This is a genomic window from Pseudolactococcus insecticola, from assembly GCF_011170065.1.
GTDB lineage: Bacteria > Bacillota > Bacilli > Lactobacillales > Streptococcaceae > Pseudolactococcus > Pseudolactococcus insecticola.
In genome coordinates this window covers 55,075-71,714 of the sequence record NZ_BLLH01000003.1, presented here as the reverse complement: position 1 = coordinate 71,714, position 16,640 = coordinate 55,075, and the positions used below count along the sequence as shown (strand labels likewise).

Annotated in this window: 11 protein-coding genes and 1 tRNA gene; 9 read left to right on the top strand and 3 right to left on the bottom strand. The window is 45.1% G+C overall.

The features are described from left to right. Window positions 1-34: 34 nt before the first annotated feature. Window positions 35-2,698: a cation-translocating P-type ATPase gene (locus tag Hs20B_RS04160; RefSeq protein WP_172355932.1), complete on the top strand. Its 2,664-nt coding sequence runs from the start codon at window positions 35-37 to the stop codon at window positions 2,696-2,698. 200 nt (window positions 2,699-2,898) lie between these two features. Then, window positions 2,899-5,493, top strand: a complete 2,595-nt coding sequence (gene clpB, locus Hs20B_RS04155; RefSeq protein WP_172355930.1) for an ATP-dependent chaperone ClpB — start codon at window positions 2,899-2,901, stop codon at window positions 5,491-5,493. A gap of 54 nt (window positions 5,494-5,547) precedes the next feature. Here clpB and Hs20B_RS04150 read toward each other — a convergent pair. Continuing rightward, a tRNA-Leu gene (locus tag Hs20B_RS04150) sits at window positions 5,548-5,630 on the bottom strand. Between the two features lie 305 nt (window positions 5,631-5,935). Between Hs20B_RS04150 and Hs20B_RS04145 the strand changes: the two genes are divergently transcribed. The 6 genes from Hs20B_RS04145 to Hs20B_RS09855 all read left to right on the top strand — a co-directional run bounded on the left by Hs20B_RS04145 (window position 5,936) and on the right by Hs20B_RS09855 (window position 12,479). Beyond that, window positions 5,936-8,041, top strand: a complete 2,106-nt coding sequence (locus Hs20B_RS04145; RefSeq protein ID WP_172355928.1) for an MMPL family transporter — start codon at window positions 5,936-5,938, stop codon at window positions 8,039-8,041. Window positions 8,042-8,211: 170 nt separating this feature from the next. Beyond that, on the top strand, window positions 8,212-8,913 hold the full coding sequence (locus tag Hs20B_RS04140; RefSeq protein WP_172355926.1) for a DeoR/GlpR family DNA-binding transcription regulator: 702 nt from the start codon (window positions 8,212-8,214) through the stop codon (window positions 8,911-8,913). Next, window positions 8,910-9,821, top strand: coding sequence for a 1-phosphofructokinase (gene pfkB / locus Hs20B_RS04135; RefSeq protein WP_172355925.1), 912 nt, complete (start codon window positions 8,910-8,912; stop codon window positions 9,819-9,821). The genes Hs20B_RS04140 and pfkB overlap by 4 nt, the downstream gene beginning before the upstream one ends. Beyond that, window positions 9,818-11,764 (top strand): PTS fructose transporter subunit IIABC, encoded by a 1,947-nt coding sequence (locus Hs20B_RS04130; protein WP_172355923.1) that lies wholly within the window; start codon window positions 9,818-9,820, stop codon window positions 11,762-11,764. The genes pfkB and Hs20B_RS04130 overlap by 4 nt, the downstream gene beginning before the upstream one ends. Window positions 11,765-11,889: 125 nt before the next feature. Then, window positions 11,890-12,207, top strand: a complete 318-nt coding sequence (locus Hs20B_RS09860) for an SGNH/GDSL hydrolase family protein (RefSeq protein WP_308780236.1) — start codon at window positions 11,890-11,892, stop codon at window positions 12,205-12,207. Then, complete coding sequence (locus Hs20B_RS09855; RefSeq protein ID WP_308780234.1) at window positions 12,141-12,479, top strand: GDSL-type esterase/lipase family protein; 339 nt, start codon at window positions 12,141-12,143, stop codon at window positions 12,477-12,479. Before Hs20B_RS09860 ends, Hs20B_RS09855 begins: the two co-directional genes overlap by 67 nt. A gap of 49 nt (window positions 12,480-12,528) precedes the next feature. Here the strand turns inward: Hs20B_RS09855 and lysS are convergent, their stop codons facing one another. Further along, window positions 12,529-14,016, bottom strand: coding sequence for a lysine--tRNA ligase (lysS, locus tag Hs20B_RS04120; RefSeq protein WP_172355921.1), 1,488 nt, complete (start codon window positions 14,014-14,016; stop codon window positions 12,529-12,531). Between the two features lie 117 nt (window positions 14,017-14,133). After that, window positions 14,134-15,060: an alpha/beta hydrolase gene (locus tag Hs20B_RS04115; protein ID WP_172355919.1), complete on the bottom strand. Its 927-nt coding sequence runs from the start codon at window positions 15,058-15,060 to the stop codon at window positions 14,134-14,136. 142 nt (window positions 15,061-15,202) lie between these two features. Here Hs20B_RS04115 and Hs20B_RS04110 point away from each other — a divergent pair, with 142 nt between their 5' ends. Beyond that, window positions 15,203-16,405 (top strand): argininosuccinate synthase, encoded by a 1,203-nt coding sequence (locus tag Hs20B_RS04110; protein WP_172355917.1) that lies wholly within the window; start codon window positions 15,203-15,205, stop codon window positions 16,403-16,405. Window positions 16,406-16,640: the final 235 nt, after the last annotated feature.

Below are 16,640 nucleotides of genomic sequence, written 5' to 3'. Positions count from 1 at the left end.
CTTCTATATCAACTGAGACAAAAGGAGAAAAATATTGTCGAAAGAAAAATTTTACACGCAGTCTTCTGACGAAGTGCTGTCAAGCCTGTCGACCACTAAAAAGGGTCTGACGACGAGTGATGCGCAAGCGCGCCTTGAAAAATACGGTAAAAACGAGCTTGATGCGGGAGAGAAAAAATCCCTACTTGCAAAATTCTTGGAGCAATTCAAGGATTTGATGATCATTATTTTGATTATCGCTGCGATCTTGTCTGTTGTGACATCAGGCGGTAAGGATATTTCTGACGCCATCATCATCATGGCAGTTGTTATCATTAATGCTGTTTTCGGAGTTTACCAAGAAGGTAAAGCAGAAGCCGCAATTGACGCCCTCAAATCAATGTCAACACCATCAGCACGTGTGCGTCGTGACGGTCACGTTGAGGAAATTTCGTCAGACTTGCTTGTGCCTGGGGACATCATTTCACTTGAGGCTGGAGATGTTGTGCCAGCTGACATGCGCCTGATCGAAGTGAACTCGCTTAAAATCGAAGAAGCAGCGCTCACAGGCGAATCTGTCCCAGTTGAAAAAGACTTGGCAGTCACAGTTGCTGAGGATGCTGGGATTGGCGACCGTGTCAATATGGCTTATCAGAACTCAAACGTGACCTATGGCCGCGGTCTGGGTGTGATTGTCGCAACGGGTATGTCAACAGAAGTTGGTAAAATCGCCTCAATGCTCCAAAATGCTGAGGAAACGGATACACCGCTCAAACAAAACTTGAACAACTTGTCTAAAATCCTGACTTATGCGATTTTGGCGATTGCTGCAGTGACTTTTATAATTGGCGTTTTTGTTCAAGGGCATGCGCCACTTGAAGAGTTGATGACGTCAGTTGCCCTTGCAGTTGCGGCGATTCCTGAAGGATTACCTGCTATTGTAACGATTGTCCTTGCGCTTGGTACGCAAGTTTTGTCTAAGAAAAATGCTATTGTCCGCAAGTTACCTGCTGTTGAAACGCTAGGGTCAACTGAGATTATCGCCTCTGATAAAACAGGGACGCTCACGATGAATCAGATGACAGTTGAAAAAGTCTTCACAAATGGTGCACTGCAAGACGCGACAGATGATATTTCATTTGACGATATGACTTTGCGCGTGATGAATTTTGCAAATGACACGAAGATTTCACAAGATGGTAAACTAATCGGAGATCCGACTGAAACGGCGCTTGTCCAATATGGCTTGGATCATAACTTTGAATTGCGTGAAGCGCTGAAAGCTGAGCCGCGTGTTGCTGAGTTGCCGTTTGACTCTGATCGTAAGCTCATGAGCACCATCCACAAAATCACAGATAACGAGTATCTCGTTGCTGTCAAAGGTGCACCAGATCAGCTTTTGAAACGCATTAGCAAAAAAGTCGTGGGAGATGACGTTGTTGCGATGACCGAGGCTGACCGTGAAGAGATTCTCGCACTGAATAAATCACTTGCCAAACAAGCGCTGCGTGTGCTGATGATGGCCTACAAATACGACGACAAGGTGCCTGAGCTTGAAAGTGAAACGCTTGAAAATGACCTGATTTTCGCAGGTCTGATCGGGATGATTGACCCTGAGCGTAAGGAAGCTGCGCAAGCAGTCCACGTCGCAAAAGAAGCGGGCATTCGTCCGATCATGATCACAGGTGACCACCAAGATACTGCTGAAGCGATTGCAAAACGCTTGGGTATCATTGACGAAGGGGACACGGAAGATCACGTCTTTACAGGCGCTGAGCTAAATGAGCTCTCTGACGAAGAATTCCAAAAAGTTGTTACGCGGTACAGCGTTTATGCGCGTGTATCGCCTGAGCACAAGGTGCGTATCGTCAGAGCTTGGCAAAATGAAGGCAAGGTTGTTGCCATGACAGGTGATGGTGTCAATGATGCACCGGCGCTTAAAACGGCTGACATCGGGATCGGTATGGGGATTACAGGGACAGAAGTGTCTAAGGGCGCGTCTGACATGGTCCTTGCTGATGATAACTTTGCGACGATCATCGTTGCAGTCGAAGAAGGTCGGAAGGTCTTCTCAAATATCCAAAAAACGATTCAATACCTGCTTTCAGCAAATACAGCTGAAGTGCTGACAATCTTCCTTGCAACCTTGTTTGGTTGGGACGTTTTGCTGCCAGTTCACTTGCTCTGGATCAATCTGGTGACAGATACATTCCCAGCGATTGCCTTGGGTGTTGAGCCGACTGAGCCTGGTATCATGACCCACAAACCTCGTGGTCGTAAGGCGTCGTTCTTCTCAGGTGGTGTCCTGTCATCTATCATCTATCAAGGTCTGCTGCAAGCAGCACTTGTGCTAGGTGTTTACGGTGCGGCGCTGATTTGGCCTGTTCACTCAGGTCATGCCATGCACGCAGATGCCCTTACCATGGCCTTTGCAACGCTTGGCTTGATCCAACTTTTCCATGCCTTTAACGTGAAATCAGTCTACCAATCAATCTTTACGGTCGGACCTTTCAGTTCTAAGACATTTAACTGGTCAATCCTTGTATCATTTATCTTGCTTGGTGTGACGATTATCGTGCCTGGCTTTAACAAGATCTTCCATGTGTCGCATCTTGACGGCTACCAATGGGCGATTGTGCTGATTGGCTCAGTTGCTATGATTGTGATTGTCGAAATTGTAAAAGCAATCCAGCGTGCAATGGGCTTGGATAAAAAATAAAGGTTTCAAATCAAATACCTTGTCAATTTGGCAAGGTATTTTTTGTTGTCAAATTAAAGGTCAAAATCTTAGTCAAATAGTTTGACCTTTACTGACCAAAGCGTTATAATAGGATTTAGAGATAAGGAAATCTCTCATAAACTTCTAGAAACAAAAGGAGGAAATGAGTTTGACTGATAGCAGTCAGCTCAGTAACTATCATGCAAATTGAAAAAATGACAACAACTTTACAACAATCACTCGCTGAAGCGCAGAAAATCGCTCAGGTGAGACAACATCAAACTATCGAAATCGCACATCTCTGGAAATTTTTGATTCAGCCTGGGCAGTTTGCCCATGACTTTTATCAGGATCTGGGCGTCAATCTGACGGCTTTTGAATCTGAGATTGACAAGGAACTAGATAAGATTTCAGTCGTGACAGGTAGTAACATTGCCTATGGTCAGAGCTTTAGTCAGAACTTGTTTAATTTATTTAACGAGGCTGAAAAGATTGCTGGGGACTTCAAAGACGAGTTTTTATCAACTGAGACGGTTCTGTTAGCTCTCTTTTCACAAAGCCACAATCCGTTGGCACAGTATCTGGTCAAAAATGGTGTGACTGAAAATGAGGTGCGCGCAAAAATCGAGAGTATGCGAGGAGGTAGCAGTGTGACAAGTCAAAATCAAGAGGAACAATACGAAGCGCTCAAGAAATACGGCGAGGATCTGGTCGAAAAAGTGCGTGCTGGCAAGATGGATCCTGTCATCGGGCGTGATGAGGAAGTGCGTGATGTCGTGCGGATTTTGTCGCGCAAGACGAAAAATAACCCCGTCCTGATCGGTGAGCCTGGTGTCGGAAAAACCGCCATTGTCGAAGGACTGGCACAACGGATCGTCAAAAAAGACGTGCCGACAAATCTGCAAGATAAGACTATTTTTAGCTTGGACATGGGTTCTCTGATTGCGGGCGCCAAGTTCCGCGGGGAGTTTGAAGAGCGCCTGAAGGCTGTGCTAAATGAAATCAAGAAGTCTGACGGTCGGATTATTCTCTTTATTGATGAGATTCACACCATCGTAGGTGCCGGGAAAACTGAAGGCGCTATGGATGCCGGAAATCTCCTCAAACCAATGCTTGCGCGTGGTGAGTTGCATCTAATCGGTGCGACAACATTGGATGAATATCGTCAGAATTTTGAAAAGGATAAGGCTTTGGAACGTCGTTTTCAAAAAGTTCTGGTCAAGGAACCAACGGTTGAAGACACGATTTCTATCTTGCGTGGTCTCAAAGAGCGGTTTGAGGTGCACCATGGTGTCAAGATTCATGACAATGCCTTGATTGCGGCAGCAACGCTGTCAAATCGCTATATCACAGATCGCTTTCTACCTGACAAGGCGATTGACCTAGTGGATGAGGCGAGTGCAACGATTCGTGTGGAGATGAATTCATCTCCAACTGAGCTAGATCAAATCACACGTAAACTCATGCAGCTGGAAATCGAAGAAGAAGCGCTGAAAAAAGAAACAGATGATGCCTCTAAAAAACGTCTGCTGAGCCTGCAAGAAGAACTGGCAAACACACGTGAAAAGGCAAATACGCTCAAAATGCGCTGGGAAACTGAAAAAGAAGCAGTCGAAGCCATTCATACCAAACGGGCTGAGCTTGAACAAGCACGTATTGAGCTTGAAACGGCTGAGAGCGACTACAACCTTGAACAGGCAGCTATTTTGCGCCATGGGACGATTCCAAAACTGGAAAAAGAAGTGGCTGACTTAGAAGCCGCTCAAGAATCTGATGATAGGACGCATCTGGTGCAAGAATCAGTCACAGATAACGAAATTGCTGAAGTCATCGGACGTCTGACGGGCATTCCGGTGACAAAACTAGTCGAAGGTGAGAAGGAAAAACTGCTACATTTGGCAGATACCTTGCATCAGCGCGTCGTCGGTCAAGACGAAGCGGTCGATGCCGTGTCTGATGCCATTATCAGAAGCCGTGCGGGGTTGCAAGATCCTAACAAACCGCTGGGCAGTTTCCTATTTTTAGGGCCAACGGGTGTCGGTAAGACTGAGCTTGCAAAGAGTCTCGCCGAGGATTTATTTGACTCTGAGAGCCACATGGTGCGCATCGACATGAGTGAGTACATGGAAAAACACAGTGTCTCACGTCTGGTCGGTGCACCTCCAGGCTATGTCGGCTATGACGAAGGTGGTCAGCTGACTGAGGCCGTACGTCGTAATCCTTATACCATCATCTTACTCGATGAGATTGAAAAGGCACATCCCGATGTCTTCAACATCCTGCTGCAAGTCCTTGACGACGGGCGTCTGACAGACTCGAAAGGTGTGGTTGTTGACTTCAAAAATACCGTGATGATCATGACGTCAAATATCGGCTCAAGAACCTTGCTTGATGGGATTTCTGATGATGGTACGCTTGAAAATACAACAAAAGAAGCCGTTTTGGACGAGCTGAAGCTGCATTTTAAACCCGAGTTTCTAAACCGAATTGATGATACGATCTTATTTACACCGCTGACCTTGAACGTGGTGAAACAGATTATCGACAAAATCGTGGTGCAGTTGTCTGCACGCTTGGCGCATCAAGACATCTCACTTGAGCTTACGGATGCGGCGCTTGATTGGATTGCTGAAAATGCGTATGAACCCGAATATGGGGCACGCCCAATCAAACGCTTTATCACCAAACATCTGGAAACACCGCTTGCAAAGGAATTAGTAGGAGGCAAAATCATGCCGAACTCAGTTATTCTGGTCGGTCTAAAAGATGATGCGCTCATCTTTGACATCAAATAAAAAGAAAAAGCAACTCGTCGATATAACACGACGAGTTGCTTTTTTGATTTGTTATGCGGAGAAAGGGATTTGAACCCTCACACCCGTACGGATACATGCACCTGAAGCATGCGCGTCTGCCATTCCGCCACCTCCGCTAACTCTTTTATTATATCAAAAAAATGGGAAAAGTGCGAGGAAAAATTTACTTGGTGTATTTTGATAGTTGCTGCGTTTGCATCTCAAAGCTCCTATTGCCTGTTTTTGGGAATAACATCATAGCATCTTTGAGGTGTTTTTTTGTTGGGGACAATTTCTTCCTAGGGTGGCTAACTTCATTTTACAAATTGTGCTTTTTTTCTTTTGCCTAAATATGCGAAAAATCTGCCGTTTCGTCCATTGTTTTTGAGCAGGATATTCAGTAGAATAGCTTTATAGTCAACAGACAAAAGGAGAACATCACATGGGAAAAGCCCTACACAAACTCGCAGGTGGCATTTATAACCACGCGAAAATCACTATTTTTGCTGTGATTGCAGTCATTGCAATTGTAGCTGGCATCGGTTTACATGCCGGCGTCAATTTTTCTGGCGCATCACTAGAATTGCCTGATTCAGAATCAGCTAAAGCAATGAAAACGTTGGCCAAAGAATTTCCAGCGATGAGCCCAAAAGGCGGACAGATGAAAATCGTTTTTCACAGTAAAACGAATTTAACTTCTGAAGCAAATACGAAGGCGATCAATGCCACGCTAGCTGAAATTCAAAAGCAAGCTGGTGTGACGACGGTCGCTGCACCAGAAATGATCCACAGTTACGATAAAAAAGGTACAACAGCTTATGCGATGGTTATTTTTAAGCAAGAAGCAGCTGATGTGTCCGCAAAGCAGGTGAGTCGCGTGCGCGACGCAATCAAAACCACAAAAAATGCTGGTATTCAAACAGAATTGAGTGGCACAGTAACCATTTCACCAATGGATCAAGGTGAAGAAGCAGAAGGCTTTGGTGTCTTGATTGCCTATGTGATTTTGGCTATCACTTTTGCGTCATTGTTAGTTGCTGGTTTGCCAATCTTGTCTGCCTTGCTTGGCTTGGCTTCTTCGATGATGGTAATTATCTTCTTAACGAACTACTTGGATATTCCAACGGTGTCATCTTCATTGGTTGGTATGATGGGCTTGGCTGTTGGGATTGATTACGCATTGTTTATCATTTCACGCTACCGTCAAGAATTGACCACAGCACCATCTCGTAAAATTGCCTTGCAAAAAGCGATGGCATCTGCTGGCGTGGCGGTTATCTTCGCCGGCATGACCGTTGTGGTGGCCATGGTTGCCATGACAACATTAGGTATTTCGTTCTTAGGCACAATGGGAATTACCGCCGCAATTGGTGTCGTATTCGCCATGTTTATGTCATTAACATTTGTACCAGCCCTCTTGACGTTGATTGGTGACCGTGTTCGACCTGGACATGGGAATCGTCTCTTATCAGCTTTCGCTAATTTGCGCATTGTTGGTGGTTGGGGTCGTTTCGTCACAAAACATAAAATCATTTTGACATTGGTGACGGTTGCCGGATTAGCGATGGCTACTGTGCCATTTGGTCACATGAACCTTGGTTTGCCAAATGATGGCGGCAAGTCAACATCATTAACCGAACGCCGCGCTTACGACCTTGAAACAGCCGCTTATGGCGAAGGTAGTGAAGCAACGCTGGTTGTAATTGCGCAAGGTGATAGCGCTGAAGCAGTTGCAGATACGCAAAAAGAAATTACAGATCACATTGCTGATGTTTCTAGCGTCAGTCCAGCACAACCAAGTGCTGATAACAAGTATTATTTCTTCACCGTGATACCAAAAACGGACGCCAACAGCCCTAAAACTAAGAAACTTGTCCATGATATTCGCGACTTGTCTAAAAAAGGCGACGTTAAGATGGAAATAACTGGTGCAACAGCGATCAGTATCGATTTGTCTGACACAATTGGTAAAGCTTTGCCAAAATTTGCCGTCATCATCGTTGTCTTTGCCTTTATTCTTCTGGTAGCCGTATTCCGTTCACTCCTGATTCCACTAGTAGCCGTGGGTGGGTTCGCCTTATCACTCGGCGCAACACTTGGTGCCTTGGTTTGGATTTTGCAAGACGGCCACTTGATTTCATTGCTTGGTATTCCAACAAAAATCGCGGTGTTGAACTTTTTGCCAGTCTTGGTTATTGGAATTATGTTCGGGCTCGCGATGGATTACGAAGTGTTCCTGGTGAGTCGGATTCGTGAAATTTACAAGGAACATGGCGACACGAAGTTAGCGGTTCAAGAAGGTGTGAAGGCCAATGGACCAGCCATCATGGCTGCAATCTTCATCATGGTTGCGGTATTCTCAGGTTTCGTCTTTGCAAGTGACGCCACAGTTAAATCGATGGGCTTGGCCTTATCAGGTGGCGTGTTGTTTGACGCCTTGCTCGTTCGAATGATTTTGGTTCCAGCAACAATCGCGTGGTTCGGACGCGCTAACTGGTATTTGCCAAAATGGTTGGACCGTATCTTGCCACAAGTTCATATTGATTAATAGGTATGACAATATATAAAAAAGCTAGTCAAGAAAATTGGCTAGCTTTTTTTGTTGGCAAATTACCGCAACTATATTTGATAGTTTTTGATAGAAAATGCTTGACAATGACAAATTTAGATGTATAATAATATTTGTAAGCGATTTCAAAAACAGAAAGAGACAACAAGATGTTAAAAAATGAGCGAAAGCAGAAAATTCTGACCCTGGTCAATCAAAAAGGTTATGTGGATTTAGAAACATTATCTCAAGCGCTTGATAGTAGTGAGTCGACCGTCAGACGCCATTTGACCGAGTTAGATGAAGCGCACAAACTCAAACGTGTTCATGGAGGTGCAGAAAGTTTAGCGACCATGACCCATGAAGAAAATGTGGCTGAAAAATCTATCAAAAACGTTCAAGAAAAACGAGAAATCGCACAAAGAGCCGCAGAAAAAGTCTTGGATGACGACGTGATTTTTATGGATGCGGGCACGACCGTTGCCATGATGACAGCATTTCTAGGGGATAGGCGCAATCTGACGGTTGTGACAAACTCGGTGCATACGGCGGCTGCGCTCTTAGATAAGCAGATCAAAACAATCATCATCGGAGGTGCCGTCAAATCTGCAACGGATGCTGTCACGGGCAATGTCGCCGTGCAGCAGCTGATGAGTTTTAACTTTAGCAAGGCATTTGTCGGCTGCAACGGTATCTCAGCAGAGGTCGGCATTACAACGCCAGATGAGGAAGAAGCCACGATCAAACGGCTTGTTTGCAAGCAATCACGTGAAAAATTCATCCTGGCGGATAGCTCAAAATTTGATAAAATATACTTCGCCAAATTCGCAGAATATGACGATGTAACGATTATAACGGAGGAAAATCATTGATTTACACAGTAACACTTAACCCATCCATTGACTTTTTGGTCAGACTACCTGAGTTTAAAGTTGGTCAGGTCAACCGCATGACAAGCGACGATAAATTTCCAGGAGGCAAAGGCATCAACGTCTCGCGCGTTTTATCGCAGCTTAACACGACGTCAACTGCACTTGGCTTTCTAGGAGGCTTTACAGGAAAATTCATAGAAGAAAAACTGCGTACTGAGGCGATTACGACTGACTTTGTAGCAATTGACGCTGACACGCGGATCAATGTCAAAATCAAGTCTGACGAAGAAAGCGAGATAAACGGTGCTGGTCCTGATATTTCGTCAGAAGCGCGTGCGCATTTTCTTGAAAAATTAGACGTTCTGACGTCAGATGACATCGTTGTTTTGGCTGGTTCAGCGCCAGCCAGCCTTGGTCAGGCGTTTTACCTAGAAATTATCAAAAAAGTCGTTGCCAAACAGGCTGAGTTTGTCATTGACATCGAAGGCGACGTACTCGTGACGTCACTTGCGCAAAAGCCGCTTGTCGTCAAGCCAAATAATCATGAACTTGAAGCCATTTATGGTGTGAGCTTTTCAAGTGTCGATGAGCTTCTGCCTTACGGGCGTCAGTTGCTAGAAGATGGTGCTCAAAACGCCATGATCTCGATGGCGGGCGACGGTGCTTTGCTATTTACGACTGACGCAACTTATTTTGCAAAGGCCATCAAGGGTACGGTCAAAAACTCAGTCGGTGCGGGCGATTCGATGATTGCAGGTTTTGTTGGGCAATTCGCTGAGACTGGCGATGCGCTTTCCGCCTTTAAGATGGGGGTGGCATGTGGGAGCGCGACCGCATTTTCAGACGACCTAGCAACCGCTGATTTTATCAAGGAAACTTATCAGAAAGTAGAAGTGGAAAAATTATGAAAATACAAGACTTACTTAACAAAAAAGCCATGATTCTTGACTTGAAAGCAACAAACAAGCAAGAAGCGATTTCAGAAATGGTACAAAAACTCGTTGACACGGGTGTTGTGACTGACTTTGATACGTTTAAAGCGGGGATTGATGCGCGTGAAGCACAGACGACGACAGGACTTGGCGACGGGATTGCGATGCCGCACAGCAAAAATGCTGCCGTGACTGAAGCAACTGTTCTCTTTGCAAAGAAAAATGGCGGACTGGACTATGACAGTCTAGATGGTCAACCGACAGATCTATTCTTTATGATTGCAGCGCCAGATGGTGCCAATGATACGCACTTGGCAGCTTTAGCTGAGCTTTCTAAATATCTGATGCGTGACGGCTTTGCAGATACACTTCGCAAAGCAACGACGCCTGATGATGTCCTTGCGACATTTGACGAAGTTGAAACTCAAGCACTTAAAGAAGACATCACGTCGTTTAACGACGGCCAAGATTTTTTGGTAGCGGTTACAGCATGCACGACAGGTATCGCGCACACCTATATGGCTGAAGAAGCGCTCAAAAAGCAGGCCAGGGAAATGGGCGTCGGGATAAAAGTTGAGACCAACGGCGCCTCAGGTATCGGAAACAAGCTTTCGGCTGACGACATCAAGCGTGCAAAAGGCGTCATCATCGCAGCTGATAAAGCAGTCGAGATGGATCGTTTTGATGGTAAACCATTGATTTCAAAACCAGTCGCAGCGGGCATCCGAGAACCTGAAAACTTAATCAATGAAGCGCTGTCAGGAAAACTACCTGCTTATCAAGCATCAGGTGAGGCACAAAGCGAGTCATCAGAAAAGCTGACGCCGGGGAAAGCATTTTACAAGCACCTCATGAGTGGCGTTTCATCTATGTTGCCATTTGTCATCGGTGGTGGGATTGCGATTGCCATCGCCTTTCTCCTTGATAATGCGCTCGGTGTGCCAAAAGATCAGCTGAGTAATCTTGGGAGCTATCATGAGATTGCGAGCATTTTCAAACAACTAGGTAGCGCAGCGTTTGGCTTTATGTTGCCAGTACTTGCAGGTTATATCGCCTATTCTATCGCTGAAAAACCGGGTCTTGTCGCAGGCTTTGTGGCGGGTAGTATCGCCTCAACCGGTCTTGCTTTTGGCAAAGTACCATTTGCAAGTGGTGGCGAAAAAACGCTTGCCCTTGCAGGCGTACCGTCTGGTTTCCTAGGGGCTTTGGTCGGTGGCTTTCTCGCAGGTGGCATCATCCTTGTCCTCAAAAAACTCTTTGCAAATGTGCCTAAGTCACTCAATGGTATCGTATCAATCCTGATCTATCCAGTACTTGGCGTACTTATCACAGGTTTCTTGATGCTTTTTGTCAACATTCCAATGGGTGCAATCAATACAGGTCTCAGCAACTTCCTTGAAAGTCTATCTGGTGCGAATGCTGTTGTATTAGGCGCTTTACTGGGTGGTATGATGGCGATTGACATGGGTGGACCGTTCAATAAAACAGCCTATGTCTTTGGGACAGGAACACTTGCAGCAACTGTTGCAACAGGTGGTTCTGTGGTCATGGCATCAGTCATGGCAGGCGGTATGGTGCCGCCGCTCGCAGTCTTTGTTGCGACATTACTGTTCAAGGATAAATTCACAAAAGATGAACGGAACTCAGGATTGACAAACATTGTCATGGGACTTTCCTTTATCACTGAGGGGGCTATTCCATTTGGCGCAGCTGACCCAGCACGTGCCATACCGTCATTTGTCATTGGATCAGCCGTAACAGGTGGTATCGTGGGCGCTATTGGCATCAAGCTCATGGCACCTCACGGCGGTATCTTCGTTATCGCGCTCACGTCAAACCCGCTCATGTACCTCGTTGCCATCGCAATCGGTGCAGTTATTTCAGGCATCCTCTTTGGTGTCCTGCGTAAAGCAAAATAATCGGGAATAGTTGAAAACGTCTGCGGACGTTTTTTTTGTTGTGGCTGTTTATACAGGTGCAAATCGTTTGACAAATATCTGGGCAAGTATTAAAATAGTTAGGTAGACGAAGTAAAGGAGATGCCATGACGGAACAAACCAGAGAATTAACCAACCTAGATCCGAGGATACGTGAGTTTCAAGATCAGATTCGTGCTAAGTATGCGCAGGAAAATTTGCAGGCTGAAAAAGGACAGATTGATTTTGTTGGCTCGTCATTGATGGAGATATTTCCGATTGAGAAGATGCAGGTTGGTCTGGGACTTGACTTGAAGATATACAACCGTGGCGTTCGTGCGACAACGACGGCGGATTTAACGTCCCTGAGACTGTTTTTTTGGAAAATTATGATCAGATTTTGTCGCAAATACAGGCACGATTACCAAAGACAGCGGTCTATGTGATGGCTTACTATCCAATCAATGAAACAACGAATTTCGGTGAAGAAAAAGGCGAACACAAGTCCTTGTTTGAGCACCGAGGTAATGAGATAAACGCCCAATACAGTCAAAAAGTAGCAGTATTAGCAGAAAAGCACGGATACACCTTTATCAATGCTAATGCAGGATTAACCGATGAAACGGGTAATCTGAAAGCAGATTTGACATTTGACGGGGCACATATGTTGCCTGATGGCTATGAGATTGTCCTTGATAATCTGCTGCCGTATCTGTAAGAAAAAAACGTTATCCGTAGAGGATAACGTTTTTTTATGTGGTCATTTATTATTTCATAGTTGGGAATAGCAGCACATCACGAATGGAGCTGGCATTTGTCAGCAACATGACTAGGCGGTCAATACCGATACCCAAACCACCAGTTGGCGGCATGCCGTATTCTAGGGCTTCGACAAAGTCATAGTCAACGCCAGTCGCTTCGTCGTCCCCGTTTGCCGCATCGCTCGCCTGTTTTTCAAAGCGTTCAAGTTGGTCAATCGGGTCATTTAACTCTGTAAAGGCATTACCAAATTCACGGCCTACGATAAAGAGCTCAAAGCGGTCAGTAAAGCGCGCATCGTCAGGGTTTTTCTTAGCAAGCGGTGAAATATCAACGGGATGTCCGTAGATAAATGTTGGCTGTACTAGCGTTTCTTCGACGTATTTTTCAAAGAATTCATTGACGATATGCCCCCAACGAAAATGCGGTTCGACGTGAATGTCGTGTTCTTTTGCAACGGCCTTAGCAGCCTCGAAATCAGTGATGTCAAAGAAGTTGACGCCAGTTTTTTCATTGATGGCATCCACCATATGGACACGTTTGAACTTGTCGGCGAGGTTGATGGCTTGACCGTCATAGTCCACGATGTCTTTACCAACGGCGGTTTTTGCGACGTGTTGGATCAGGCCTTCGGTCAAGTCCATGACGTCGTTGTAGTCGGTATAAGCCGTGTAGACTTCGAGCATGGTAAACTCAGGGTTGTGCGTCGTGTCCATGCCTTCGTTACGGAAAACACGACCAATCTCATAGACTTTCTCCATGCCACCAACAATCAGGCGTTTCAAATGGAGCTCGAGCGCAATGCGCAGGACCATGTCGATGTCCTGAGCATTATGATGCGTAATGAACGGTTTTGCCGCAGCACCACCTGCTTCGTTATGGAGCACGGGCGTTTCAACTTCGAGGTAATCGTTGCTATCAAGGTAACGACGGACTTCAGAGATGATCTTGCTACGGGTCACAAAACGCTCAAAACTCTCGCGGTTAGAGATCAAGTCCAAGTAACGTTTGCGGTATTTGGTCTCAGTATCTGTCAGGCCGTGGTATTTTTCAGGCAATGGGCGCAGAGATTTTGACAAGAAAGTAATCTTATCAGCTTTAATCGACAGCTCACCCATGTCAGTGCGCATGACTTCGCCTTCAACGCCATAAAAGTCACCAAGGTCAGCATGTTTGAAAATGTCGTAAGCCTCATCGCCAACATTGTCTTTTCTGACGTAGATCTGGATTTGACCTTCACGGTCTTGGATGTGGGCAAAAGAAACTTTACCTTTGCCGCGTTTTGTCATGATACGGCCAGCAATGGTCGCACGTTCCTCTAACTCATGGAGTTCTTCTTTTGATTTGTCAGCGTATTTGGCATTCAAAGATGCGGAATTTGCTGTACGCTCAAAGCGTTTGCCAAAAGGGTCCAATCCTGCTTCGCGGATTGCTTCCAATTTTTCGCGACGCACGAGCATCTGGTCGTTTAATTCTACTGTGTTTTCGTCAGCCATCTTGTCTCCTAATATTCAATAAAAGTCATTCTTTTAATTTTACCATATTATAGTAAGTTTGTGTAGGTGGATGACTAAAAAACGTGTTTGGACTTGCGAATTTGCCAATAATAATTATCAAAAAGAATTATTTTTCAGAAATGCAGTGACTTTCGCATAGTAGCCGCTTTTGTCTTTTTCTAAGGCTTGGGCGTGTTTGGCGCCTTTCACAATGAATAGTTCTTTGGGGCCTTTTGTTGCGGCGTAATTTTGATAAACCATTTTTGTAGGGACAAAGTCATCGGCGCTGCCGTGGATAAATAAAACAGGTAGCTTGTTGTGTTCGAGTGCTTTGACTGAACTTGCGCCCGCTTCACCATATGAGAAGCCAGCACGGATTTTTGAAATGGCAGAGACTTCATATAAGAGCGGGAACTTGGGCAGGCCGTACATTTCTTTCGCCTGATAAGTCAGCTCGCCCCATACTGAGCTGTAGCCGCAATCTTCGATGATGTTATGGACATTTTCGGGCAGTTTTTCGCCGCTTGCGAGCATGACCGTCGCAGCGCCCATAGACAGGCCAAAGTAGGTGATATCGGTCTTTGGATCTGCCTTGATGAGCTTGTTTGTCCATTTGATCAGATCGCGTTTATCTGTTACGCCGTAGCCGATCAGCGTGCCTTCCGAGTCGCCATGGGCACGGTTGTCGGGCATGAGGACGTTGTAGCCGAGCTTGTGGAACATCATGCCGTAAGCGGTCATCTTTTCTTTGCTACCGTTGAAACCGTGGACGACGATCACGGTTTTATCAGTTTTCGTCTCAGCAGGCACATACCAAGCTTTGAGCGTCAGATCGTCATTTTCCAGAGTCAGCGTTTGTTTACTTAGCGTCAGAAAATCTTTTTCATCTTGGTAAATGGGGGAGGATTTTGGAGTCGGTTTTTTGCTGATAAACGACTTATCTTCGCGCACCTGCGCCACGTGGAAAAAGTAGAAGCTCGCACCAACCGTTGCCGCAACTAAAACGAGAAGAAAAGCGATCAGGATTTTAACAAATTTTTTCATACTTTTTATTGTAACAGAAAATATAAGATTTCGTCAGAAGAAAAAAACTGAAAAAATATGCACAAATCACTTGACAAATGTATTTTTATGCACTATACTGTATATATAATCAAAAAACAAAATAAATTGGAGTAACTTATTCATGGCAAAAGAAAAAATTGTACTCGCCTATTCAGGCGGACTTGACACATCAGTCGCAATCAAATGGCTCGTTGACGAAGGCTACGACGTCGTTGCAGCATGTATGGACGTGGGCGAAGGTAAAGATTTAAACTTTATCAAAGAAAAAGCCCTCAAAATCGGCGCAATCGAGTCTTACGTGATTAACGCTAAAGATGACTTCACGCATAATTATGTGGGATATGCCATCAAAGGTAATCTTATGTATGAACAAAAATATCCACTTGTTTCAGCGCTCTCACGGCCATTGATCTCAAAAGCTTTGGTAGAAGTGGCGCGTGAAACTGGTGCGGCTGGCATTGCGCATGGCTGTACAGGTAAAGGCAACGACCAAGTTCGTTTTGAAGTAGCGATTCACTCGCTTGCGCCTGATCTTAAAGTTTTGGCGCCAGTCCGTGAGTGGAAATGGTCACGTGAAGCAGAAATCGAATACGCGAAAGAAAACGGCATTCCAGTTCCTGCGGACCTTGACAATCCTTACTCAATTGACATGAACCTTTGGGGACGTGCTATCGAAGCGGGTATTCTTGAAAATCCATGGAATGAATGTCCAGAAGATGCGTTCTTCATGACAACGTCCATCGAAAATGCACCTGATGAAGCCGAATTTATCGAGTTGACATTTGAAAAAGGGATTCCAGTTGCGCTTAATGGCGAAAAAATTCCTTTGTACCAATTGATCAATGATGTAAACATTATCGCGGGTAAACACGGCATTGGCCGGATCGACCATGTGGAAAATCGTCTGGTTGGGATCAAATCACGTGAAGTTTACGAGTGCCCAGGTGCGACGGTTATCCTGAAAGCCCACAAGGACATTGAAGATATTACCTTTGTTCGTGAAGTGTCGCATTTCAAACCAGTTATCGAAAACGAACTGTCTAACACGATTTACAACGGTCTTTGGTTCAATCCAGCGACAGATGCACTCAAATCATATATCGACAGCACGCAAGAAGTGGTTAACGGAACTGTAAAAGTCAAACTTTACAAGGGTAACGCCATCTGTGTTGGTCGTAAATCACCAAACTCACTTTATGATGAAAATTTGGCAACATATACAGCTGCAGACGAGTTTGACCAAGACGCAGCAGTTGGCTTCATCAAACTTTGGGGCCTACCATCACAAGTAAATGCACAAGTGTGGGATAAACTAAAAGGTTGAAGCGCCTGCTTTGAGTTGTAGAAAATTAGGGAATCGCCGTAAGCGAACGCAGTTCGTGCGGATGAGTCCTCTATTTTAAACGACTTGAGACTGAAAATGAGATAAGTCATCAAATAAACCTAGTCAGTGAACAGGATTTGAGACGATAAAACCAATAATTGTCACAGAGAGGGCGATTGGTCGGGTTAAGAAATTCAGTGAAATTTCACCTAAAACAAGAAATTAAACGTAATCA